The sequence below is a fragment of the Paenibacillus liaoningensis genome (genome assembly GCF_059609455.1).
In genome coordinates this window covers 200,997-224,773 of record NZ_JCAALU010000012.1, presented here as the reverse complement: position 1 = coordinate 224,773, position 23,777 = coordinate 200,997, and the positions used below count along the sequence as shown (strand labels likewise).

The 23,777-nt window shown below is 50.0% G+C and carries 24 protein-coding genes and 1 other annotated feature; of the genes, 7 read left to right on the top strand and 17 right to left on the bottom strand.

What is annotated here, in order from left to right; genetic code table 11:
• Positions 1 to 84 precede the first annotated feature (84 nt).
• Positions 85 to 921, bottom strand: a complete 837-nt coding sequence (locus tag AC6B99_RS19825; protein ID WP_496664050.1) for a ComEA family DNA-binding protein — start codon at positions 919 to 921, stop codon at positions 85 to 87.
• A gap of 231 nt (positions 922 to 1,152) precedes the next feature.
• Here AC6B99_RS19825 and comER point away from each other — a divergent pair, with 231 nt between their 5' ends.
• On the top strand, positions 1,153 to 1,992 hold the full coding sequence (comER, locus tag AC6B99_RS19820; protein ID WP_056029421.1) for a late competence protein ComER: 840 nt from the start codon (positions 1,153 to 1,155) through the stop codon (positions 1,990 to 1,992).
• 46 nt (positions 1,993 to 2,038) lie between these two features.
• Here comER and leuS read toward each other — a convergent pair whose 3' ends face one another.
• Positions 2,039 to 4,477, bottom strand: a complete 2,439-nt coding sequence (leuS, locus tag AC6B99_RS19815; RefSeq protein WP_496664049.1) for a leucine--tRNA ligase — start codon at positions 4,475 to 4,477, stop codon at positions 2,039 to 2,041.
• 79 nt (positions 4,478 to 4,556) lie between these two features.
• Positions 4,557 to 4,772, bottom strand: a binding site (T-box leader).
• 274 nt (positions 4,773 to 5,046) lie between these two features.
• Between leuS and lplA the strand changes: the two genes are divergently transcribed.
• Positions 5,047 to 6,042 (top strand): lipoate--protein ligase, encoded by a 996-nt coding sequence (lplA, locus tag AC6B99_RS19810; RefSeq protein WP_494878666.1) that lies wholly within the window; start codon positions 5,047 to 5,049, stop codon positions 6,040 to 6,042.
• Between the two features lie 86 nt (positions 6,043 to 6,128).
• Here the strand turns inward: lplA and AC6B99_RS19805 are convergent, their stop codons facing one another.
• The 4 genes from AC6B99_RS19805 to AC6B99_RS19790 all read right to left on the bottom strand — a co-directional run bounded on the left by AC6B99_RS19805 (position 6,129) and on the right by AC6B99_RS19790 (position 8,579).
• The gene (locus tag AC6B99_RS19805; RefSeq protein ID WP_056029424.1) at positions 6,129 to 6,605 is read right to left on the bottom strand and encodes a VanZ family protein; all 477 of its coding nucleotides are present in this window, start codon (positions 6,603 to 6,605) and stop codon (positions 6,129 to 6,131) included.
• Positions 6,606 to 6,632: 27 nt separating this feature from the next.
• Entirely contained in the window at positions 6,633 to 7,895 is a 1,263-nt protein-coding gene (locus AC6B99_RS19800; RefSeq protein ID WP_496664048.1) for a GNAT family N-acetyltransferase, read from the bottom strand.
• A 168-nt stretch (positions 7,896 to 8,063) separates the two neighbouring features.
• Positions 8,064 to 8,366 carry a hypothetical protein gene (locus AC6B99_RS19795; protein ID WP_056029431.1) on the bottom strand — a complete coding sequence of 101 codons (303 nt, stop codon included), beginning with the start codon at positions 8,364 to 8,366 and terminating at the stop codon, positions 8,064 to 8,066.
• A gap of 12 nt (positions 8,367 to 8,378) precedes the next feature.
• Complete coding sequence (locus AC6B99_RS19790; protein ID WP_056029433.1) at positions 8,379 to 8,579, bottom strand: YwbE family protein; 201 nt, start codon at positions 8,577 to 8,579, stop codon at positions 8,379 to 8,381.
• 218 nt (positions 8,580 to 8,797) lie between these two features.
• Here AC6B99_RS19790 and AC6B99_RS19785 point away from each other — a divergent pair, with 218 nt between their 5' ends.
• A complete protein-coding gene (locus AC6B99_RS19785) occupies positions 8,798 to 10,495 on the top strand; it encodes a DEAD/DEAH box helicase (protein WP_496664047.1) in 1,698 nt (565 codons plus the stop codon).
• Between the two features lie 264 nt (positions 10,496 to 10,759).
• Positions 10,760 to 10,852: a sporulation protein YjcZ gene (locus AC6B99_RS19780; RefSeq protein WP_081418580.1), complete on the top strand. Its 93-nt coding sequence runs from the start codon at positions 10,760 to 10,762 to the stop codon at positions 10,850 to 10,852.
• Between the two features lie 92 nt (positions 10,853 to 10,944).
• On the opposite strand, the gene AC6B99_RS19775 is transcribed toward AC6B99_RS19780, so the two are convergent.
• From AC6B99_RS19775 to AC6B99_RS19760, 4 genes are all read right to left on the bottom strand, one after another.
• Complete coding sequence (locus AC6B99_RS19775) at positions 10,945 to 11,157, bottom strand: hypothetical protein (RefSeq protein WP_056029438.1); 213 nt, start codon at positions 11,155 to 11,157, stop codon at positions 10,945 to 10,947.
• A gap of 135 nt (positions 11,158 to 11,292) precedes the next feature.
• Positions 11,293 to 12,048 (bottom strand): pseudouridine synthase, encoded by a 756-nt coding sequence (locus tag AC6B99_RS19770; protein ID WP_056029441.1) that lies wholly within the window; start codon positions 12,046 to 12,048, stop codon positions 11,293 to 11,295.
• Positions 12,049 to 12,134: 86 nt separating this feature from the next.
• Complete coding sequence (gene yjbM, locus AC6B99_RS19765; RefSeq protein WP_056029444.1) at positions 12,135 to 12,938, bottom strand: GTP diphosphokinase; 804 nt, start codon at positions 12,936 to 12,938, stop codon at positions 12,135 to 12,137.
• 18 nt (positions 12,939 to 12,956) lie between these two features.
• A complete protein-coding gene (locus tag AC6B99_RS19760) occupies positions 12,957 to 14,054 on the bottom strand; it encodes a quinone-dependent dihydroorotate dehydrogenase (protein ID WP_496664046.1) in 1,098 nt (365 codons plus the stop codon).
• Between the two features lie 159 nt (positions 14,055 to 14,213).
• Here AC6B99_RS19760 and AC6B99_RS19755 point away from each other — a divergent pair, with 159 nt between their 5' ends.
• Complete coding sequence (locus tag AC6B99_RS19755; RefSeq protein WP_172455573.1) at positions 14,214 to 14,354, top strand: hypothetical protein; 141 nt, start codon at positions 14,214 to 14,216, stop codon at positions 14,352 to 14,354.
• Here the strand turns inward: AC6B99_RS19755 and AC6B99_RS19750 are convergent, their stop codons facing one another.
• The 3 genes from AC6B99_RS19750 to AC6B99_RS19740 form a co-directional block, all read right to left on the bottom strand.
• A complete protein-coding gene (locus tag AC6B99_RS19750; RefSeq protein WP_496664045.1) occupies positions 14,355 to 15,767 on the bottom strand; it encodes a L,D-transpeptidase in 1,413 nt (470 codons plus the stop codon).
• Between the two features lie 371 nt (positions 15,768 to 16,138).
• Complete coding sequence (locus tag AC6B99_RS19745) at positions 16,139 to 16,372, bottom strand: ferredoxin (protein ID WP_046229957.1); 234 nt, start codon at positions 16,370 to 16,372, stop codon at positions 16,139 to 16,141.
• A gap of 131 nt (positions 16,373 to 16,503) precedes the next feature.
• The gene (locus tag AC6B99_RS19740; RefSeq protein ID WP_056029456.1) at positions 16,504 to 17,772 is read right to left on the bottom strand and encodes a DNA polymerase IV; all 1,269 of its coding nucleotides are present in this window, start codon (positions 17,770 to 17,772) and stop codon (positions 16,504 to 16,506) included.
• A 305-nt stretch (positions 17,773 to 18,077) separates the two neighbouring features.
• Here AC6B99_RS19740 and cimA point away from each other — a divergent pair, with 305 nt between their 5' ends.
• On the top strand, positions 18,078 to 19,691 hold the full coding sequence (gene cimA, locus AC6B99_RS19735; protein WP_494858326.1) for a citramalate synthase: 1,614 nt from the start codon (positions 18,078 to 18,080) through the stop codon (positions 19,689 to 19,691).
• 153 nt (positions 19,692 to 19,844) lie between these two features.
• On the opposite strand, the gene AC6B99_RS19730 is transcribed toward cimA, so the two are convergent.
• Both AC6B99_RS19730 and AC6B99_RS19725 read right to left on the bottom strand, forming a co-directional pair.
• Positions 19,845 to 20,756 carry an EamA family transporter gene (locus AC6B99_RS19730; protein WP_494858324.1) on the bottom strand — a complete coding sequence of 304 codons (912 nt, stop codon included), beginning with the start codon at positions 20,754 to 20,756 and terminating at the stop codon, positions 19,845 to 19,847.
• 24 nt (positions 20,757 to 20,780) lie between these two features.
• Positions 20,781 to 21,311: a TlpA family protein disulfide reductase gene (locus AC6B99_RS19725; protein WP_056029464.1), complete on the bottom strand. Its 531-nt coding sequence runs from the start codon at positions 21,309 to 21,311 to the stop codon at positions 20,781 to 20,783.
• Positions 21,312 to 21,508: 197 nt separating this feature from the next.
• On the opposite strand from AC6B99_RS19725, the gene AC6B99_RS19720 reads away from it, so the two are divergent.
• Complete coding sequence (locus tag AC6B99_RS19720) at positions 21,509 to 21,937, top strand: M67 family metallopeptidase (RefSeq protein ID WP_496664044.1); 429 nt, start codon at positions 21,509 to 21,511, stop codon at positions 21,935 to 21,937.
• On the opposite strand, the gene AC6B99_RS19715 is transcribed toward AC6B99_RS19720, so the two are convergent.
• Positions 21,924 to 22,658: a 3'-5' exonuclease gene (locus AC6B99_RS19715; protein WP_099519672.1), complete on the bottom strand. Its 735-nt coding sequence runs from the start codon at positions 22,656 to 22,658 to the stop codon at positions 21,924 to 21,926. The two genes, AC6B99_RS19720 and AC6B99_RS19715, sit on opposite strands and share 14 nt — an antisense overlap.
• A 17-nt stretch (positions 22,659 to 22,675) precedes the next feature.
• Complete coding sequence (locus tag AC6B99_RS19710; protein ID WP_496664043.1) at positions 22,676 to 23,743, bottom strand: DUF294 nucleotidyltransferase-like domain-containing protein; 1,068 nt, start codon at positions 23,741 to 23,743, stop codon at positions 22,676 to 22,678.
• Between the last annotated feature and the right edge of the window lie 34 nt (positions 23,744 to 23,777).

Here is a 23,777-nt window from a genome sequence, read left to right as displayed (position 1 = left end):
AATCGTCAGCCACAACTGCGTCAAAAATGCGCGATATATTCGTTTTTTCTTAAAATCCGGCTGCTGCCTGTTATTTTCTCACACTTAAGGATTGGCGACAATGCTGTCTTTCATGCCTTCCAGCAGCTTAGGACCAATTCCTTTCACTCGCTGCAAGTCATCGACCGATGTAAAACGCCCATTTTTCTCCCGATTTTCTACGATCGCTTTAGCTTTCGCCGGTCCGATTCCCTTCAGCCCATCGAGCTCCTGAACAGTTGCCCGGTTAATATCCAGCTTGCCCGAATCCGTCGATGACGCTGCACCATCACCTGTCTCATTCTGTGCCGCTTCAGCTGCACCGCTCCCTTTAATCGCACTAGATTCCGGCAAGTGGAGCCCCGAATTCCCAGTATTGTATCCAGTCAAATTTTCATTCACATTTCTATTTCCATTCCCACTGCTACTTCCAGCATCAGCTTCCCCTAATTCACCAGCATCAGCGTTTGCCCCGCCTTGCACCGTCTTCCCAGCACCATCCAACCGAGATGAGACAGCCCCTTCTACTGCTCCACCAGCAGTAGCTGGCATCTTCCTGATCCCGTTTTGCCCATCTCCACCGCTGTTCAAGGACGGTTTTCCACTACTGCCATTTGCCGCTGTATTCCCCTGCTGTCCTTCTCCATCCGCCTGCTTCCCTAAGCCGCTAACCTTTCCAGCCTCGCTCTTCACCCCAGCAGAAACAGGTTCATTGCCTTGCTCTGGATCCAATGCTGCCTCTACCGCCGCATTTAGCGTCATCCAGCCGCTCGGAGCCTGCTCCTTCGGCATAAGCATAGCAGCTCCAAGCAGCCCGCAGGCGAGCAGCAAACAACCCGCCATAATCGTCCGCTTCGCATTTCGACTTTTCCCATATTGCTTCTCCTTCGCTCGTTGCCCCATCCTTAATCCACACCTTTCGCTATGAATGACCGCTCCAAAAAAGATGAAAATCGTTGACATAACTGCCAAGTTGTCAGGAATACGGTAGAAGAACAGGTAAACTGCGAATAGGCTTACTTCGCCTTAAAGCCTGTTCACTTCGGAAAATCAATTCAGATCAGAAAATGATTCAAATCTGGCCCCCACAAGGCCGCTTCCATTTCACAACCTCACAACGAAGGAGGTCATCGCATGAAAGTTGGATTTATTGGAACGGGAACGATGGGCAGTCTGCTCATTGAAGCATTAATCGCTTCGGGAGCGCTGGAATCCGATCAAATTTCCGTCAGCAATCGCACTTTCTCCAAAGCACAGGCGCTCGCTGACCGCTATGCCGGACTTCAAGCAGAAGCGAGCAATGCTCGCGCCGCATTTGGCAAGGATATTGTTTTTCTCTGCATTAAGCCGCATGAATTTAAGAAGGTCATCGACGACATAGCCTCTATCATAAGGCCTGAGCAACTGCTAGTTTCCATTACAAGCCCGGTGCTGCTCTCACATCTTGAGGAAGTTGTGCCATGCAAAGTAGCGAAAGTCATTCCCAGCATTACGAATCATGTATGGAGCGGCGCTTCCTTATGTATTTATGGCTCCCGCATTCAGAGCGAGGACAAGGAACGGCTCGAAGCGCTGCTCGCCTTTATTAGCGAGCCGCTGCAAATTGATGAATCCTATACGCGTGTCGTCTCCGACCTCTCCAGCTGCGGACCGGCGTTTATTTCTTGTCTGCTGGAGCAGTTCGTCGACGCAGCAGTTGAAGAGACGGGCATTGACCGCGAGGAAGCGCTCAAGGTGGCAAGTGCCATGCTGCTCGGGACAGGGCTGCTCTTGACCGAAGGGGGCCTTACCCCAGCTGATGTGCAGGCCCGGGTAGCCGTTCCCGGAGGCATTACAGCACAGGCGCTCAAATTGCTTCGTAATGAGACCGATGATGTTTTCAACCGGCTTATTCGCACAACTCATGCCAAATTCCATGACGATGTCGCCAAAGTTTCCGTCTCTTTCTACGGCGAAGAGGTGAACGGTCAATAGCTGTTCTTCAGCTAACTGACCGTTCACCTCTTCATGTGGCTAACGTTTAATTGGCAACGATGTTGACGATTTTACCTTTTACAGCTACAACCTTGCGGATGGTTTTACCTGCGATAAGCTCCTGCACCTTAGCCAGTTCCTTTGCAAGACGTTCCATTTCCGCTTCATCCGTGTCTGCCGCTATTGACAGGCGCTCGATGATTTTGCCATTAACTTGAACGACGATTTCAACCTCTTGGTCAACCGTCCAAGCCTCTTCCCATGTCGGCCAGGACTCGTAAGTAATCGTCCCTGTTCCGCCCAGCTTCTCCCACAGCTCTTCCGCAATATGCGGCGCAAGCGGGGACAGCATTTTCACAAAGTCAGCCATCGCTTCACGCGGCAGCACTTCGGTTTTGTAAGCTTCATTGACAAAAATCATCAATTGGCTGATCGCTGTGTTAAAACGCAGATGCTCAAAGTCATCGGTTACTTTTTTAATGGTGCGATGCCATGTACGCTTGAACGCTTCGGTCGTTTCACCTTCCGAAATTTTCGCACTCAAGCTGCCATCGTCACCGATGAACAAGCGCCATACACGGCTAAGGAAACGGAAGGCTCCTTCTACGCCGTTCGTGTTCCAAGGCTTCGTCGCTTCCAGCGGGCCCATGAACATTTCATACAAACGCAGCGTATCTCCGCCAAATTCCGATACAATTTCATCCGGGTTAATGACGTTGCCGCGGGATTTGGACATTTTCTCATTGTTCGTGCCCAAAATCATCCCTTGGTTCACGAGCTTATGGAAAGGCTCCTTCGTCTCAACTACGCCCAGATCATACAATACTTTATGCCAGAAGCGCGCATACAGCAAGTGAAGCACAGCATGCTCCGCTCCGCCAATATACAGGTCAACCGGCAGCCATTCGCGCTGTTTTTCCGGCGAACAAATTTCCTTGTCGTTTTTCGGATCGATAAAGCGCAGGTAGTACCAGCAGCTGCCCGCCCATTGCGGCATCGTATTCGTCTCGCGACGCGCCTTCATACCCGTTTCTGGATCAATCGTGTTGACCCATTCCGTAACATTCGCAAGCGGTGATTCCCCTGTACCCGAAGGCTTAATCGCATCAACATCCGGCAGCAGCAGCGGAAGCTGGTCCTCTGGTACTGGCTTCATTGTGCCATCCTCCAGATGAAGAATCGGAATCGGCTCGCCCCAATAACGCTGGCGGCTGAACAGCCAATCGCGCAGACGGTACGTCACTTTGCCATGGCCGCTGCCTTTTTCTTCAAGGAAGCTGATCATTTTCGCAATCGCTTCTTCATTATTAAGCCCGTTCAGCAAATCGGAATTTACGTGGGCACCGTCGCCAGTATAGGCTTCTTTGGAAATATCTCCGCCTTGCACGACCTCCACAATCGGCAATTCGAACTGTGTGGCAAATTCCCAGTCGCGCGTATCATGGCCTGGAACCGCCATAATCGCACCTGTACCGTAGCCTGCCAGTACATAATCGGCAATCCAGATTGGCGTTTTCTCGCCATTGACCGGGTTAATCGCATACGCACCCGTGAATACGCCGGATTTTTCCTTCGCCAGATCAGTACGCTCCAAATCGCTCTTGCGGGAAGCTGTCAGCTGGTAAGCCTCAATAGCCGCCTTTTGTTCCGCTGTCGTAATTTGGGCAACCAGCTCATGCTCAGGCGCAAGCACGCAATAAGTGGCGCCGAACAAAGTATCCGGACGCGTCGTAAACACGACAAGGTTCGCGTCATGGCCCTCAATAGCAAACGTCACTTCGGCGCCTGTAGACTTGCCGATCCAGTTGCGCTGCATATCCTTGATGCTTTCCGTCCAATCAAGCTCCTCCAGATCCTCCAGCAGGCGCTCCGCATATTCGGTAATTTTCAGTACCCATTGGCGCATTGGCTTGCGTACAACCGGATGATTTCCGCGTTCGCTTAGTCCGTCAATGACTTCTTCGTTGGCAAGCACAGTTCCCAGCGCTTCGCACCAGTTAACTGGAACTTCAGCAACATATGCAAGGCCTTTGTTGTACAGCTGGATGAAAATCCACTGCGTCCATTTATAATAATCCGGGTCAGTCGTACTAAACTCGCGATCCCAATCGTAGGAAAAGCCGAGCGATTTGATTTGACGGCGGAAGTTGTCGATATTTTTAAATGTAATTTCACGCGGATGCTGCCCTGTATCCAGTGCATGCTGCTCTGCAGGAAGGCCAAATGCATCCCAACCCATCGGGTGCAGGACGTTAAAGCCGCGCAGACGCTTGTAACGCGACACGATATCCGTTGCCGTATAACCTTCCGGATGACCGACGTGCAGGCCTGAACCGGATGGATAAGGGAACATATCGAGTGCATAAAATTTCGGTTTGCCCGCTTCTTCCTTCGTAGCGAACGTCTTGTTCTCATCCCAATATTTTTGCCATTTCGGCTCTACTATCAGCGGATTATAGCCTTGCGGTTGCTGATCTTGACTCATGAATGTTTCCTCCTTAAGCTTGGTAAAGCAAAATTTCAGCAGCTCCATGCAAAAAAGCTCTCGTCCCTAGCGTATGATCGCTAGGGACGAGAGCTGTCTCCCGTGGTACCACCCTAGTTAGCCCCCGGACATGCTTTGCCGAGTGCTCACTTGTTGCCTTTAACGCAGGCCTTACGGTACGCTTGCGCGCACAGCTCCAAGGTGAGATTCATATCGCTGCAGGTCCGGCTTGCACCATCCGCCGGCTCTCTAAGCCATGCCCCGCGATACTACTGTTCCTTATCAACGCCATATGTGACATTTTAAGAATTAGTTCCGATTATAATGAAGCTTTGACGCGATGTCAAGGGACAAGCCTCTAAGTTGCTCCCTTTTTATCCCAATACACTCACTTCTTGCATGCTTAGATGAACGATGCTTGAACGTCAGTCATTTTTTGCGAGGAACCGCCTTTCTCCTTGCGGGTGAAAAAGCCGCTCTCATTTATCCATGGCATTTGCCCCAAGGAGGGGTATAATAGGAGCAGCAAGCTTTTGCAACCCATTACTATTTTCGGAGGAATCGTTATGATGCGTTTTGTAAGCAACAACCATATAACAGACCCTGCGCTTAATTTGGCGCTGGAAGAATATATTTTACGGTCGCTGCCGCCGGAGGACGATTATTTACTATTTTATATTAATGAGCCTTCCATTATTATTGGCAAAAACCAAAATACGCTGGAAGAAATCAACCCGCGCTACGTAGAGGAAAATAACATCCATGTCGTGCGCCGGCTGTCCGGCGGCGGAGCCGTATATCATGACGAAGGGAATTTGAATTTCAGCTTCATCATGAGCGACGACGGCCAATCCTTCCATAACTTCAAGAAATTTACCGAGCCGGTCGTGAAAGCACTAGCCGCGCTTGGCGTTCAGGCTGAGCTTACGGGCCGCAACGATATTCAAGTAGGCGAACGTAAAATTTCCGGCAACGCACAATTTTCAGGACGCGGCAGAATGTTCAGTCATGGCACCTTGCTGTTTGATTCCGAAATTGAAAATGTCGTATCGGCTTTGAAAGCGAATCCTGAAAAATACGTGTCGAAAGCGACAAAATCGATTCGCAGCCGCGTAGCCAACATTTCCGAGTTTCTGGCAGAGCCGATTACAATTGAGGAATTCCGCCAAAGCGTGCTTGCTTCCATTTTTGAAGGCAGTGAGGAAATCCCTTACTACGAGCTGTCCGAGGCGCAATGGGCGGATGTCCGCGAGCTGGCACAAACGCGCTATCGCAGCTGGGATTGGAATTATGGCCGATCTCCAGCATTCAATATGCGCCAGACGAAGCGGATCGAAGGAGCTGGAACGTTCGATGTACGTCTGCAAGTTGAGGAAGGTCTTATTGCAGATGCCGCCGTATATGGCGATTTCTTCGGTCGTGGCGAGAGCAGCGAATTTGCCAAGCAGCTCATCGGTCAGCGTTATGAAGCTGCTGCACTCGGCAAGCTGCTCGGCGAGATCGATTTAAGCTATTATTTCGGCAAAGTAACGAAGGAAGACTTAATGGGCTTGATTTTCGAATAAAAATAAACAGCGCCCCGGCCTTCTCTTATTAAGAGAGTCCGGGGCGCTGTTTCTGTCCCCTGATGTCCCCCGATAGAATGGAATCATCAATAGGTTCTTTGAATGCCTCTTTTGCCAACTGCCAGCTTCCGAAACCAGAAAACAATGCCATAGCCAAGAACAACAGCTGCGCTGTTCATGAGAATATCATCAATGTCGAAGCTGCCGCGCCTCGTAAGCATTTGCAGCACTTCCAGCAGCGTAATAAACAGCACAAACGACAGCAGCACCTTGCCCAGCCGCCAGCGAAAAACAATCGGAAGCGCCAAGCCAAAGGGTACAAATACGACAATATTACCGCCCATATTAATGATCCAATCGATAAAGGGCATATGATGAAAGTTCGTTACATAAAGCTTGATGGTTGAAAAAGGAATGACATTATATCGCAGCACAGTACCGCTTCTCGCCTGCCGGCCAAAGCCAAAAAACATTGCATAAATGAGCCATATCGTATAAACGAAAATAAGAACGGCTGTCACTTTTTGAGTAAAGGAATCGAATTTTCCGCCTGCCTGCTTCAACGTAATCGCCCCTCCACTTCGCCCGGGTTAATGGGACGCCGGTAATTTTTTCACCCGATACCAGTAGTTATATTGCAGCGTAAAGCCTAGCTTGTCATACAAGCGGTTAGCCGCATCATTGGCATGCGTAACGAGCAAATAGCTGTGCTCCGCCCCATTCTCCTTGCCCCACTGCAAAATATGCAGCAGAAGCTGCTCGCCAAATCCACGCCTGCGAAAAACTGGTGAGGTCACGACGGCATACAGACCGATATATCCTCGCTCCATCACGCCAATACCGCAAGCCGCGGGCACTCCCTCTACATAAAGCACAGCAAAGCCCGTCTGAAACGGCGGTGATGCGAACATTTTTTTAAGCGTCTCCCGCTCATCATCGGTATGCTTCGCCATCGACATATAGGCTTCCAGCCAAGCTTCACTTAAAAAAGTGCCTATGCGAACGTCCAGCCCGCCAGCCGGTTCTCGCATTTGAGCAAGGGGCGCCGTCTTGACATAGACAGGATCTATTTTGTCGTAGCCTCGCAGCGCGAGCGTCTCATCCAGCTCCGGCGGCTGGGAGAATGGCGTGATTTTATAGGCCGTATCCATTCCACGCGCCGTATAAAAAGCTTCGCCATAGGTGATTTTGTGCGAAAGCACTTCCCCGCTGCAGGCTGCTGGCACGATGGAGTTTGACCGTTTTGTATAGCCATTCGCCAGACGCAGCTGCCACCCCTCATACATCAGCACCTGAAGCGCAGGCCAAGCATTCATCGACAGCTCCTCCAGCTTGAGATGCAGCTGCTCCTCAGATGACGACTTTAATGCGGCGCTGTCCAAAAGCTGCTTTATTTGGCCCATATGATGCCGATCATGAGCGATAAAATCTGTCAAGTATCCCTGCAGCCGGAATGGATGCCCATCGCTGTCTATGTATTCAGCCGCATAATGCTGCTCCGGCAAAGCTTGGATGATCCCAACAATCGCTTCACGGTCTTGAATCGTCTGCCTGATAAGCTTCGCAATCGAAGTATAACGACCATACAGGCGGGCATTTTCATTAAATGCATCATAATCCAAATGCTTGAGCGTCAGCTCCTGCTGCCGGCTTAATCTCTCAATTGCCGTCGTAAGAAAATAACGATCCCAAAGCGCAATATGAGCGACGGCTTCGCGAACGGACCATTTTCCCGGAGCCAAGCTTAGCTCCCACACCGCTTCCTCTCGCTGCTCCAGCCCTTCCACAAACGTAATCCATTCTTGAAAATACTTGAGCAACTGCTGTTTTCCCTGCTCCTGCTCCTGCTCCATGAACCGTTCTCCCTCGCTTTGCTAACCAATATTTGAACTTTTTTCTACAATTCGTTTCATTAAAACTTGTAAAATAAAATCTCGCAATTTGCATGCCCTGCAATCATCCCGCCCTCTTGTCGAAGCAAAACAGCCGCCCTGACGGCGGCAATGCCATTCCAATTACCATTAAAGCAATCTAAAGCGGGTTATTTGGTCGAACTGCTGCTCCGCCATTAAGATTGGACGCTGCTTAGGCCCAAACAGATCAAAATGCGGATAGTTGTCGCGGTAGTGAATATACCGGGGATCGAGCCCATAGGACGTGCACCATTCCGCCAGCTTGTCTATATTGGAGCAGCCTACCTTCGTTACCGTCTTCATGCCCGGAAAGCGCGGGTCCAGCCAATAATGCGTCAAAAAAGCGATTTCGCCGCTTTGCACCCGTTCCTTCCAAGCATTCATTTCGGTTCTGGATATGCCAAATGCCACCCGTCCATCTCCTTATTCCATTGGTAAAATATGCTTAACGCGGCCTACTTGCCCGTCCGTCAGCCGAACTTTAATGCCATGCGGATGCGTGCCGGAGTTCGTCAGCAAATCCTTGACGATGCCTCTCGTCAGCTTACCTGTACGCTGATCCTGCTTAAGCACAATGTCGACCTGCTGGCCCGGCTTGATTGCCGCGCGATTCGTTCCGTTCATACGTTAACCTTCCTTTTCAAAAAAGCGTAGTGACCAAAGTATGCACTTGATTAAGACAGCGCCGCGCCGTCAGAGGATGGCTACAGCCGTTTCACCTTGAAATATTTTATACTTTTCTTCAAAATAGCATAGCATATGTGCAGGAAAGATGCACATGATGGGTACAACCTGTTATACTTAACACCAAACGATGTTTTATGAAATGAGGAAATTGTCTAATGTCAACTGATTTTACTGCAATGGGCGTCATGCCGGAGCTGGCCTCGCGTCTCCATGAGAACGGAATTACCGAGCCAACCCCGGTTCAAAAGAAATCGATTCCCGTACTGCTTGCGGGACAAGACGTCATTGCCCAAGCTCAAACCGGAACAGGCAAAACGCTTGCCTTTGCCTTGCCTATATTGCAGCGCATTCAAGTGCACAAGGAACAGGTGCAGGCGCTTATATTGACTCCAACCCGTGAGCTCGCTATTCAAATTACGAGCGAGCTGACAAAGCTTGCTCCGACCGTTGGCGCTACGGTGCTAGCTGCTTACGGCGGGCAGGATGTTGTCGCACAAATTCGCAAGCTGAACAATGCTCCCCATATCGTTGTAGCAACACCTGGACGATTGCTTGACCATATTCGCCGGGAGACGATCAACCTGGGCAAGCTGAAAATGCTCGTGCTTGATGAGGCTGACCAAATGCTGCATATGGGCTTCCTGCCAGAGGTCGAGAACATTATCGCGCATATGCCTAGAGCTCGCCAGACGATGCTGTTTTCGGCTACGATGCCAGAAGCGATTAAACGCCTTGCTGCCAACTATATGAATACGCCGGTCGATATTCGTATTCAAAGCACTCATGTAACGCTGGACAACATTAAGCAATTCGTCATTGAAACGACAGATCGCGGACGTGAACGTGCCGTTATGCAGCTGATTGAGCAGCATAACCCTTATTTGGCCGTTATTTTCTGCCGGACGAAGGTGCGGGCCAAAAAACTGAATGCTGCCCTGCAGGATAAGGGCATTCCTTCGGACGAGCTGCACGGCGATTTGACGCAAGCGAAGCGCGAGCAAGTTATGAAGCGTTTCCGCGATGCCAAGCTGCAAATTCTCGTCGCAACGGATGTCGCTGCACGCGGGCTTGATGTAGAAGGCGTCACCCATGTATACAACTATGATGTGCCGCAGGATTCGGAAATTTATATTCACCGTATCGGCCGTACAGGTCGTGCAGGACAGCGCGGTACAGCGGTAACTCTCTCTTCGCCGCATGATCGCGGCGCTGTTGCTCATATTGAGCGCAGCATTGATGCTTCGCTGCAGCGCTTTACGATTGATGAAGAAGGCCAATTAACAGCTGACAGCACGAAACGCTCAGCAGCTCCAGCCAAAGCATTTGGCCGCGGAGATTCGTCCTCGTCAGAGCGCGGCGGCAGAGCACGTGGCGGACGCGATTCGGGACGATCCGGCCACCAAGCTCGCCGAGGCGGCGAATCCTCCGGTGGACGCGGACGCCAGCAAGCTGGCGGCAGAGGCCGTGGGCAGCAGGCTGAACGGTCAACAGCTCCAAGCAAGTCCGGCGGCGGCAGCCCATGGGAAGCAGCAAGCGGCGGCGATACTGGAAGCAAGCGTGGCGGCAATGGAGGGCGTAGCTTCGGTGGCGGTGAGCGCAGTGAACGTCCTGCCGGTCCTCGCAGCTTCGGCGGCGGTGAGCGCAGTGAACGTCCTGCCGGTCCTCGCAGCTTCGGCGGCGGTGAGCGCAGCGAACGTTCCTCCTCAGGTGCGCCACGCAGCTCTGGCGGACGCAGTTCTGGTGGACGCAGCTCTGGTTCTGGCAGCGGCGGTCGCAACTCAGGCGGTTCCAGCCGTGGATCCAGCCCTTCCCGTGGCGGCGGAGCTGGAAACAGTCGCGGTCGCAAAAGATAAATTTACCTTTCAAGCAGCTTTCCGTCGATTCCTATCGGCGAAGGCTGCTTTTTTCATCCTTCCCAGGCATTCGCCTCAGTAACATCCATCATAAACCGCCGGAGTTAGCGGCCTTACTAGCGCCCAATTATAAATGACCCATGACAGGAGTCCATTCCAAACAGGGCGAAAAACATACAATACTGTATACCGAGCGGCAGGGAAAAGACCATTTAAATGAAGCAGCACCCTAAGCCGGAAATTAACTGTACAGGAGGAATTAGCATGTCTGGTGTACATGGAGGCTTCACATCGACGGGTGCCATCCTGGTCCTGTTTATTCTTCTGGTCATCATAACTAAAGGATTTTTGTACTAATCCTAACCCAACACCGTAAAAAAACCGCCAGGATTCGTGCTCCCGGCGGTTTTTTCTGCGATTTACTGCTCCTGCTATGCAAGGAGCAAAGCTCACTTTTTATTTTCACCCTTACGCCTGATCAGCCGCAAGCTCCGCTTAATACTCTCGGTTCCTGCAAAGCTCAACGTTCCTGCCAAAATAGCGTTATGAAGCAGCTTAAGCCCCACATTGTATGTCAGCATGCCGATTACGATTTCAATTAGGATGAAACGCCTAATATCTGCTGAAGTAATGACGTATACTTTAAAGGTTTGGACGCGCAAGCAGCAATCACCTCAGGAATGGTATTTATTAACCTACCCTATGATGCCGACAGATTGTCTCATTCATCATGCTTGGAAAGCTGCCACTGTTATGCTTATGTTGAACCTTTACATGCTATTTTGTATGGCACGTCATTATTGCAAATCTGTCCGTCGATAAGTGCGAAGCAGCTCCAGCTCGCCTTCTGTCAGCTCGCGGTAGCTTCCCTCTTCCAGCTCAGTGTCAAGCGCCAGAGGGCCCATGGCCACTCGTTTTAAATGAACAACCTGTTTGCCTACTGCCTCAAACATCCGCTTCACCTGATGGAATTTCCCTTCCATAATCGTTAGCGTAATCATCGACATAACGCCAGCATCCGTCTGTTCCTGACTCCGTACATTCAAACGGGCAGGCATCGTCACATACCCATCATCCAGCTCAACGCCCGCAGCGAACTGATCCTGATCGGCACGGCCTACATTGCCTCGCACGACCGCCTCATACGTTTTGGGCACATGCTTGCGCGGCGACAGCAGCTCGTGGGCTAGCTGTCCGTCATTGGTCAACAGCAGCAGGCCAACTGTATCCTTGTCCAGACGTCCGACCGGAAAAGGCTGGATCGCTTGATCTTCATTTTCGAGCAAATCGATGACCGTCTCGTCTTTGCGATCCTCCGTGGCCGATACGACTCCTGCTGGCTTGTTCATCATAAAATAAGCAAATTCCCGGTAATTGACCTGCCGTCCTTCAAACCTGACCTCATGCATTTCGGGATTAATGATCATGCCGCTATCCTTGACTACAGCTCCGTCAACAGTAATGAGCCCCTGCTTCACGAATTTTTTAATTTCACTTCTCGTGCCGTTGCCCGTATGGGCCAACAGCTTGTCCAGCCTTATTTTTGCTGCCAAAACGATCTCTCCTTCAAATATCTGCTTCCCTCTTTATGCAACAAACCCCCAAAGGCGCTCGCTTGTGCGCCACTGGAGGTTTGTTATTAGCTTTGCGTACCTTTCTTCGCCCGCAAAACCGCCGCTTCAACGTCTAGAGCAAGCTGCTGGAGCCCAAACAAATCCTCCTGCTCCCACATTTCATTAAATTTCATCTGAAATTGGGCTGCCTCCCGGACACGGTGGTAAAAATAAAGATCCTGTATCGTGCTGAGCACTTTGCTGACAACATTCGAGCTTTCCTCGAAGCCGCGCTGCGCATCCAAAATTTCATGGCGAATGCTCGACATCTCCTCATCTAGGGATGAGGCTGCCTCCGCCGCCTTTTTGAGACGCAGACGCACGTCCTCAGGCAGGCTTTCCTTATATTTATAGTTCAGCGAGTGCTCGATCGTCGCCCAGAAATTCATCGCCAGTGTGCGAATCTGAATTTCTGCCAATACTTTTTTCTGACCGAGCGCCGTTTGGACAGGATATTCCACGATCATATGATAGCTGCGATAACCGCTATCCTTGTAATTCGTAATATAATCCTTCTCATTCACAAGCCTCAAATCTTTGCGCGAACGAATTAATCCGGCAACCCGGTGAATATCATCGACGAACTGGCACATAATGCGAATGCCTGCAATATCCTCAATCCCTTGCTCCAGCTGGTCCGCTGGCACATGCAGCCGCCTTGCCTTCTCCAAAACGCTCGAAACCTTCTTCACTCGGCCTGTGACAAATTCAATTGGCGAATAGGATTCCCGCCTTTTCAGCTCTACGCGCAGCGTTTTAAATTTAACTTTGAGTTCTTCAACTGTTTGCTCGTAAGGCTGTAAAAATAGATTCCAGTCTCGTCCATCCATCAGGGCCGCCTCCTCATCTTATCTATGGTCTGCGCCGATAGCCTCCGTTATGCTGCGGTAGCCATCTTTGCGCAAGCGCTCTTTCAAGCCGCTGGTCAGTTCACGCAGCAAGCCTGGGCCCTTATAGATTAAGGCCGTATATACTTCAACCAACGAGGCCCCAGCGCGGATTTTATCGTATGCATCAGCGGCAGTGAAAATGCCTCCCGAGCCAATGATCGGCAGCTTGCCCTCCGTCTGACGGTAAACTGCACGAATAACCTCCGTCGATCGCTCGCGCACTGGCACGCCACTGAGGCCGCCCATTTCCCCAGCGTTCGAATGAGTAAGTCCAGTGCGTGACACGGTCGTATTCGTCGCAATAATGCCGGAAACGCCGCAGTCCTTAATGGTTGCTACCGTCAGCTTAAGCTGCTCATCCGTCATATCCGGAGCTATTTTGACTAGCACTGGCTTCGCGCTTTTACCTGATTTCGACGCCTGCTGCCTGATTTCCTCCAAAACGGTATCAAGGAGCAGTCTCAGCTCATCCCCATGCTGCAGCGCACGCAAGTCCGGCGTATTAGGCGAGCTAATGTTGACGACAAAAAAATCTCCCTGCCCATACAGCGCCTGAATGCATAAGCGATAATCCTCATGCGCAAGCTCATTGGGCGTTACTTTGTTTTTTCCAATATTGACAGCGAGCGGGATGCGGTGTATTTTGCGCTTATTCAGCCGCTCTGCCATCGCATCAACGCCATCATTATTGAAGCCCATCCGGTTAATCAGCGCTTCATCTGGCGGAAGACGGAATAGTCTCGGCTGCTCATTGCCTGGCTGGCTTTTCGGCGTTACCGTTCCTACTTCCATAAAGCCAAAGCCTATGCTGGAAAATCCGTCTGCCGCCTTCGCGTTCTTATCCAGCCCTGCCGCAAGCCCGATCGGATGCGGAAAATGAATGCCGAATAAATCCACGGCAAGCTCCGGCGTCTCATTTACCCCGTACATCGCATGCATGATGCTCGTCATGCCAGGTACGCGCCCAGCAGCATGCAAACCATCGATAACCAAATGGTGGGCTTTCTCTGGATCCATTCGAAAAAATATCGGCTTACCCAATGAAGAATAAAGCAATTACACTCACTCCGATCTACAATAAATGTCCTACCCAATAGTGTAGCGTTTTTGCCCAGAAAAGAAAAGGGCAATACTGCTCCTTTGTTATTGCGGCTCTTTCCGAAAACGATTACAATATGACTATATTCCTTACTTATTAGAAAGAGGTTGATTGCCATGAGTTCACCCAAACGCAAACCACCCACAGTGAAAGCAAAAGCGCCAGAGGAAGTTAATAAGAAAGCACTCGTCTGGATAGGTGCTGCTGTTGGAGTTGTCATTGTCGCCGTCACCGTCTTGTTGTTGGTTAGCGGTTAATCAGCCCAGCCAGTGATACACTTTACCGGGATTCGTCTCGTCCTGACTCGGATTCAGCTTGAAGCGCTCCTTGGATTCCGAAATTTCGGACGGCAGAGTCCCGTTTTTAATTTTTACGACCGTCCCCATCGGTACCAGATCAAACAGCTCCTCTACATCCTGCTTCCCCATCCGAATGCATCCAAGCGATTCGTCCTGACCGAGGCTATCCGGCTCATCCGTGCCATGGATGGCATAAAGCGTACTGGAAAGCGTCATCCCCCGGCTGCCGAACTGGCCATTATCGCGCCCATTTGGATTTTTCACTTTCTCGCTAATATAAAAGCTGCCTTCTGGCGTTTTATCCCCGCCAAGCCCCACCTTAAAGCTGCGGACGATAATGTCGCCACTTACAACCGCAAGCCTGTGCGTTGACTTATCAACGACGATTTCGAGCGGCTTGCGCCAGGTTTCATCCACTCCGCCGGCTAGTTGATCCGAATTGCTTTGCAAAAACTTCGATTGACGTTGACTTGAATCAGTCTGCGGCTTTTCATCCTCATCTTTTTGCTGCTGCGCAGGCGGTTTCGTCCCTGACTGATCCGTTTTCATTGCAGCAACTAGCGGCTTAAACATCTCCTTCATGCCAGATGCGTCACCAGCCAAAACATTGTTGGGATAGGGCTTAATGAGATCATCAAGCTTTTCCGGCCACTTCTCGTTCATCCGCTTGTACTGATAGATGGCGCTGGCAAGCGTCCAACGAACCTCCTGTTGCTCGCTCCAAGCCATGAACTTCGTTTTCACCGTAGAAGCATCAGCCGGCTTGCAGCTGCATACTCCGCCATCAAGCATCTTAACTTCCATCGGTACATAATCGGACTGCTGCTCCACCGACATCAGCAGCTTGTGATTGCCTGTCCATTTACGCCAGCCTTCCTGCTCTTCCAGCTTGACTACAGCCGCTTCAGACGGCCGCTTGGACCAGGACAGCAGCTCTTCCCAAGCGCTTCCAATTGGATTGCGCTCACCCTTGTCCGTCAACACAACGCCGAAGGTTGGATCAATGGGTGCATCGATAATAGCATTCGCTTCTGCCGCAGCGAGATCAGCCAGCTGGCTTGCGTTTGAAGGCATAACCATTAGCAGCAGCACAAGCGAAATCGCTCCCATAATCGCGCGGCGAATCGTCCGTTTTTTACGCTGCTGGCGATTCCATTCCTCCAGCATTTCCTGCGGGCTTTCGGCCAGCGGATGCGGCTTGCGCTCAAACGCCTCGTAAATTTCTCCTGCTTGAATGAAGCAATAATTCGCTTTCGCCGTTTTATCCAGCTGTAAATATTGCTTGCCCAGCAAATACCACGCCATTTTATTGTCAGGATGATTTCTAACATATTGCTTTAGATAGAGGTTATCCTCTAATTGCTCCATCATTAACCCCCCTCAAAGTCCAATAACACTATATCGGCAACATTTACCTTTTTTTTGACTCTAGTGCAAACGGCTTTGCCGACCTTCGGTGGCAAAAGCCCGTTTCACGTAGAAATAGAAGCATTATGGATATGTGCAGGCCTTATCCATTCTTCTATTTAAAGCGTAAACGGCTTTGCCATCCTTCGGTGGCAAAAGCTCGTTTCGCGTAGAAATAGAAGCATAATGATACGCGGCAGCCTTATCCTTCCTTCTATTTCAAGTGCAAACGGCTTTGCCGACCTTCTATTTAAAGCCCTCTTCGCACACAAAAAAACTCCCGAACTACGCAGTGCAACTTCTGCATAGTTGGGGAGTTTAAGTTTAAGCTGGGTTTAGTTGAAAGGCGCGTCCGCGATTTTAATCGAATCCGTCGGGCAGCCGTCTACTGCATCTTGCATATCGTCATAAAGATCTTCCGAGATTGCAACACAGCCTTTATTGCCGTCGTTGCCGAAAATCACCTCTGCCAGACCTTCATCATCGTAATCATAAATGTCAGGAGCCGTTGCGCCGCATGCGCCGCATGCAATACAAGTATCCTTTTCTACCCAAGTGTACTTAGCCATTCAAAATACCTCCCATAAAGTGACGGAATAATGCCGCTATATAGCTTGTCTTCCGTTAATGACATCATAATAATAAAGCTTCATTCATCAATATATACCATCATTCAGCCTTTGGCAACCTGACACTGCGATTAAAAATCTTCCTTTTGCAGCGAAGTGCCCCGCAACCGCTTATTGCGAATAAGTGCGGAAGGATCATCGCTGAGCATCCCCGCCGTTAGCACCGCATCCTCGCCAAACTTGTCCCGCAGCAAGTCCATCGCCTTTGTCAGCGCTTCCTTACGCGGCTGCTCCTCATAATTGAACAAATCCAGCTGGACCGCTGTATCCACCTCAGGCGACAAATTTTGCAGCGTAACTCCCAGCAGCCTCACCGGCTCTCCCTCCGGCCAATGCTTGTCGAACAAGCGGCACGCTTCCTGAAAAATATCTTCCATCGCATGCGTTGGCGAGCGAAACGTATTCGAACGGGTGATGGTCGTCATATCCGGCCTGCGAACCGTAATTTGCACCGTAAGCGCCATCAGTTTTTGCCGTCTGAGCCGCCGTGCTGTCTGATCCGATAAATTAAGCAGAACACGGTGAATATCTTCCCTTGCGATAAAATCCTTCGGCAGCGTCGTCGTATGGCCGATCGACTTGTTCACTTCCCGCTCTCCATTCACAGGAGAGTGGTCAATGCCATTCGCTGCCCCTTTCATCCACGCTCCAACGACGCCAAACTGCTTAATGAGCAGCCGTTCATCCGTCTGGGCAAGCTGTCCAATTGTGCGAATATTGAGCCGAGCCAGCTTGTCTGCCGTCTTTTTCCCAATGCCGAATAGATCGCCGCACGGCTTGTCCCATAGCAGCTCGGGCACATCCCGCAGCCGCAGCACCGTCATCCCATTTGGTTTTTTCATATCCGAGGCCATCTTCGCCAGCAGCTTATTCGGGGCTATGCCAATGGAGCTGGGCAGCTGCCATTCCGTACGGATACGCTCCTGCAAAACGCTGGCAATTTCCAGCGGCGTTCCGAATATTTTTGATCCGGTTATGTCCATATAACATTCATCTATAGAAACAGCTTCCACCAAATCTGTATAGCTTCTGGCAAGCGTCATGAAACCTCGTGAATATTTGCGGTATAAATGGAAGTCCGGCTGAATAAGGATGAGTTCAGGACAACGTCTAAGCCCCTCCCGCACCGTCATGCCCGTCTTGACCCCAAGCTTTCTGGCAGTGTATGAGCAGGTGACGATAATGCCCTTGCGCAGCTCCACGCTGCCAGCAACGGCTGTTGGTTTATTTTTATATTTATCCGGCTCCTCCGCCTCATGGACAGAGCAGTAGAAGGCATTCATATCCAGATGCAAAATGACGCGGCCCTTCGCCGGATAATGCTCATTCGTATTCGTCATTGTAAGGTTCCACCACCTGCGAGGAGATCCGCCTGAACGCAATGTCTCCACCGTTGTTTATTTGTACTTATCAGCATACCGCTGCCGCTGTAGCAAGTCAATTGAACAGCTGAGAACCGCAAAAGTCACAAGCATAAACGGCTTTTCGCCGTCCTCTGGCGGCAAGGCTACCGTTTCGAGAGTGAAACTTATACATTCTTATATTTAAAAAAAGTAAGGGCTGCTCTCTACATTCCAGTCAACTAGTGTTATAATAATTCATTATAATTGTAAAGGCTATCAGTGAAGAAGGAGGCCTTCTGGCCATGACAATGAATTTAACTATTTTTGACACGACGCTGCGTGATGGTACGCAAGGAGAAGGCATAAGCCTATCAGCGGAGGACAAGCTGAAGATCGCTTTGAAGCTTGATGCACTAGGTGTTCATTATATTGAGGGCGGCAACCCGGGAAGCAATAGCAAAGATATTGAGTTTTTTGAGCGCATTAAAGCCTATAATTTACAAGCGAAGATTACGGCATTCGGCAGCACTAGACGCAAGTTCAGTCTGGCTCATCAAGATGCTAATTTGCTCAGAATTAAAGAATCCGGCGTTCCTGCAGCAACGCTTGTCGGAAAGTCATGGGATTTTCACGTACACACCGCTCTGCAAACGACACTCGAAGAAAACATAGCCATGGTCTACGACTCGCTTGCTTTCCTCAAGCATAACGGGATTGAAGCGATGTTTGATGCGGAGCATTTCTTCGATGGCTACAAGCATAACCCGGAATACGCACTGGCGGTGCTGCGCAAGGCACAGGAAGCAGGAACGGATTGGCTCGTGCTTTGTGATACGAATGGCGGCACGCTGCCGGGCGAAATTCACGAAATCGTGTCGCGCGTTCGCGCCGAGCTGAATGCTCCTATCGGCATTCATACGCACAACGACTGTGAGCTGGCGGTTGCCAACTCGCTTGCTGCCGTGCAAGCCGGAGCCCGTCAAATCCAAGGAACGATCAATGGATATGGCGAACGCTGCGGCAATGCCAATCTTTGTTCGATTATTCCAAATTTGCAGCTTAAAATGGGATATAACTGTTTGCCGGATGACAAGCTGAGCTTGCTAACAGGAACCGCACGTTTTGTCAGTGAGATTGCCAACGTTCATATGCCTGTCGGCCAGCCTTATGTCGGCAATGCAGCTTTCGCCCATAAAGGCGGCATCCACGTCTCGGCGATTATGAAGGATTCCAAAACCTATGAGCATATCGCGCCAGAACTCGTTGGCAACAAACAGCGCATTCTCGTCTCCGAGCTGGCAGGCCAAAGCAACATCATCTCCAAGGCCCAGGAGCTTGGCCTCGATGTGAACGCCAACAACGACAAAACAAAGCAAATTATGGAGCGGATTAAAGACTTGGAGCATCAAGGCTATCAATTTGAAGGTGCTGATGCATCGCTTGAGCTGCTGCTTAGAGAAGCTTTTGGCGAGGTCGAAGAAATTTTCACAGTCGAGTCCTTTAAAATGCTGGTGGAAAACTCGCAAGGCGCGCTCCGCACGGAGGCGATCGTCAAGCTGAACGTTGGCGGTGAGCAGGTTTATACCGCTGCTGAGGGCAACGGCCCTGTTAACGCACTCGATAACGCCCTAAGAAAAGCGCTCGTACAGTTTTATCCAAAAATCAAGCAAATTCATTTGTCCGACTACAAAGTTCGCGTAATCGACGAGAAAGACGCTACAGCCGCTAAAGTGCGCGTGCTTGTAGAGTCTACCAGCATCGACAACACGTGGAGCACCGTAGGTGTTTCCAACAATGTAATCGAAGCAAGCTGGGAAGCGTTGGTTGACGGCATTCGCTACGCCCTGCTCAACATGGGCAAACCCGATGCTATTGATGCCCCTGTAACCGAGCAGCATGGATTAGTAAACCATTAAATCAGCGCATAATAGGCAACTGTAACGATAATAAAGGGCATTCCTCAAGCCATAAGTAACAACTGGCTTGCAGGAATGCCCTTTTTCGTGCAGTAATAAACGGTCTGAATGCTCGGAATGCTATTTTTCAGGCAGCTTCGCTTAAGGCATTTCTTATGCGCCTACTTCAGCGCGAACCGCCGTTTGCCGAGCTTTCAGCCGGAAAAACACGCCCATACTGGCAATCGTCAAAAAGCTGCCAATCAACTGCGCGGTGCCTAAATATTCATTAAGCAGAAAATAAGCTAATATCATTGCTAACACCGGCTCGCCGATAATCGCCATTGAAACGTTCGTAGCCCCAATATGCTTCAACAGCATATTAAACACCAAATGTCCGAATATAGTCGGAATAATCGCCAGCAAGACGAAATACATCCATTCCTGCGCAGCATACCCCGTCAAAGCAATTTGATTGACGAGATTGTAAATGAACATGACTATTCCTGCAATCAAAAATACGATCAAGCTATACAGATTTGAAGGCAGCCTGCCGCTGATCTTTTGCCCAGCTATCATATACACAGCAACCGCCATCGTTCCAAGCAAGGACAATAAATCGCCGAATAATGCCTCACGCGACACCCCGATATCGCCCCATGCGATAATGATGGAACCTAGTACCGCTACAGCCATACAAAGGCTGCCCGCTATCGCCTGACGCTCTTTAAATAGAAGAAACGAGCCTAGCATCACAAAGATGGGCTGCAGCGTAATAAATACCATGGAGCTTGCAACAGACGTAAATTTCAGCGATTCCATCCAAAGCAAAAAATGCAGGCCGAGAAAAAAGCCGGCACAACTTAAAATCATCCACTCCTTGCGGGTTAAACGAATCGTCCGAAACGCCTTCCACGGTATAAGCGGCAGCATAATAACGACGGTAATGAACAGCCGGTACATACCTGCCACCGAGGAAGGAGCACTCGAAAACTTAATAATAATCGACGATATCGCTACAGCCAAAACAGCAATAAGCAGCCATACATAAGGGTGGAGCCATAATTTCTTCTGTTCAGTATTCACGATCTTGCAGGCTCCCTTAATTGCTTATGAATATTTTTCAATGAGACGATCCCACTCCGATAGCGGAATGACGCCATTGATTCTTTCCCGAATTACACCTTTGGAATCAATTAGAAATGTCGTTGGAAAAGTATTCACTTTATACTCCTTCGTGACATCTCCCTCGCGATCCATTAGGATGGTAAATGTGAATTCATGATCCAGGGCGAATTGCCTTGCTGCGCGCTCTTTATCAAACTTGGTAGAATTCACGCCATACATTGCGATTTTATCCCCATACTTCTCATGAAGCTCCTGCAAATCCGGCGCCTCCAGCTCACAGGGACCACACCATGACGCCCAAAAATTCACAAAGCTAAGCTTGCCCTGCTCTCCCCCGACTTTGTACATCTGCTCATCCAACGCCTGAAGCTCGAATTGCTGGGCAGCATATCCCGCTTTCGGCTTAAAATCCCCGGAAGCAGAAATAATTGCGCTGTCTTTCTCCATATATTGCGAAATAGCCAAGCCAGCCAGCACAAAAGCGACTATAAACCATGCGGACGCCTTCTTCATTTTCCAAAATCCTCCTGCCAATTTCATGCTTTTACCTGCTTCCATCGTAACACGGCCGGCAAGATAAGCTCAACAAAAACGCCTCTTCCTTCATTAAACCGTCATATCTGCCGTGTTTTCCCCTTTTATTTTGGGTTAAAATAAATCAAATCATACCTATTCGATATACGATATAGGATTGACGGGAGGGCATTTGCGTGAAGTCGCAACTACTACATATAACAACTCAGGCTTATGATCGGCTCATTGCCTCATGCCTTGAAGCACTTCCTAGGGAAGCCTGCGGCATATTGACAGGTGAACAAAACATCGGCAAAATAATCGACGTGACTGCTATTGCCAACGTCCATCCGTCCCCTTCGGCCGCCTTTGCTTTCGCTCCAGACGATTGGGTAAAGACTTATTACCGCATGCAAAAAAGCCGGCAATCGCTGCTCGGCTTCTTCCACTCTCATCCAACTTCACCCCCTCATCCTTCAACTGCGGATGAGCTGGGCATCCATACGGATGATTTATTGTTGTCTTATTGGATTATTTCTTTGCAGCAGCCTTTGCAGCCTGAAATACAGGCTTATTGCTACATGAACGGATGCTTCCAGCCAGCGCAATGGGCTATCGCTGACTGAGATAAGCATACAGGTCGCCGAGCGTATTTATATTCCGCTCAAAAATACGCCGCAAATACGACTGCCACAATTCTGCCGTCATTAAAGAATCCTCCAGCGCGTGATGCCGCTGTGTAATCGTAATGCCGCTGTCTTCCAGCAAATCATCCAGCGCATAGCTATCACGCTTAGGCTCCAGCCACTTGGCAACCATCATCGTATCCAATACGCGATGGTTTAAGTTCACTTTCGACGTTCGCCATAACGCAGCGTTGAGAAATTGCTTATCATGGCCGGAAGCATGGGCAACGAGCGGCCGCTTGCCGACAAACTCCATGAAATCATGCAGCACCTGCATCAAATCGGGGGCATCCTCTACCATTTCATTCGTAATGCCTGTCAGCTCCACAATAGCCCGGGGAATACGGCGCTTCGGATTAACGAGGCTGTAGAACGTTTCCGACGAATAAATTTCGCTCCCACGCATTAATACGGCGCCAAAGGAAATAATTTCATCGCCATTTGACGGGTAAAATCCCGTTGTCTCCAAGTCAAACACAATAAATTCCATTTCCCTAAGCAGCATGTCAAGCGGGGATTGCTTGCGCTGCTCTTTGTTGACAGAGCGAATAAAAGCCATTTGCTGGGCATTTTGCGATCCCAGCATAGAGGCTATGGCCGGCGTAAAGCCGCCCATTTTATATAAGCTCCACATCCGTCCCACGCCTTTAGGTTCCTTCATAGTCTCCATCCACCGCCTTACACAAGCCTTCCCATCGTGGTTTTATACACTTTGCGCTGCAGCTTCTTTCCGAACCGCAAGCTTTTCTTTAATTCATCTTTCATCTCTTTAGTAAGCTTGCGAGAAGCCACTTTGCCATTGTTGCCATACCAGCCATTTTCCGAGCTTTCAATCGATAACAGCCGGAGCCTGAGAAATAAGAGAAAAGCCTGCTCACATTGCTTGGCTTCCTGCTCCGAGAGCTCCTTTTCTTCCAATAGCCTCCGCATGCGATCCATCGTAGAAGACTCGCGAATGCCTCGCTGGATCGACAACAGCCGAATGGCATTCACCATCGGAATGTAGGCGCCATATTTAATATCCAGACTGCCTGCATCCTCTCCATACTGCTCCTTCAGCAAATGGCCGAATACGCCGAGCAGCATTTTGTGGCGCATCGTATTTTCAAGCATGCGTCTAATAATAATCGGCGTGGCCAGCATGTCGGTGAAAAAAATATCCTTGAATCGCCGCATAAGCAGCTGACTTCCAAAAATGCAGCGTCCATCCGCTATGATTAGCAAATAACGGACCGCCTCCCAGCTTGGCTCCTTAAACCACGAGTTAATTTGCTCCTCCCATGCTGACAGCGATTTGCACCACTGGGGATTACTGCTAAGCACTTCTCCCTCGCATGGAGGATATCCCGCCGTTTGAAGATAACTGACAATGAGTGCGGACAATTCATAAAAATAGCGCTGCACATCCGACTCATCATCAGCCGCATACTCATAAACAATGCCGCTGTCCTGATCGCTGGACAAGGTTTGCTCTTCCCTGCCTCCGCTGCCGAATAATAAATAGGCGTAAGGCACGGGAGGAGAACCCTTCCCCATCCGTGCCATTTCCGCTTCTGCGAGTGCAATTGCCCGGCTGATCACCGTATCATGCATCTCATTCAATTGTTCATTAAACTGTTCGACAGGGCTTGCAAGGAGAGCTTCCTTCATCCGATCATGTACCTGATCCCGCAAGCTGCGCAGCGTGCCGGCCTCTTCGGCCAAGCTTATCTGCTCCAGCAGCTTTACATGCACAGGGTCCGTCATCCGAGTCTCTCCCCTTTGAATCGCCCTTATATTA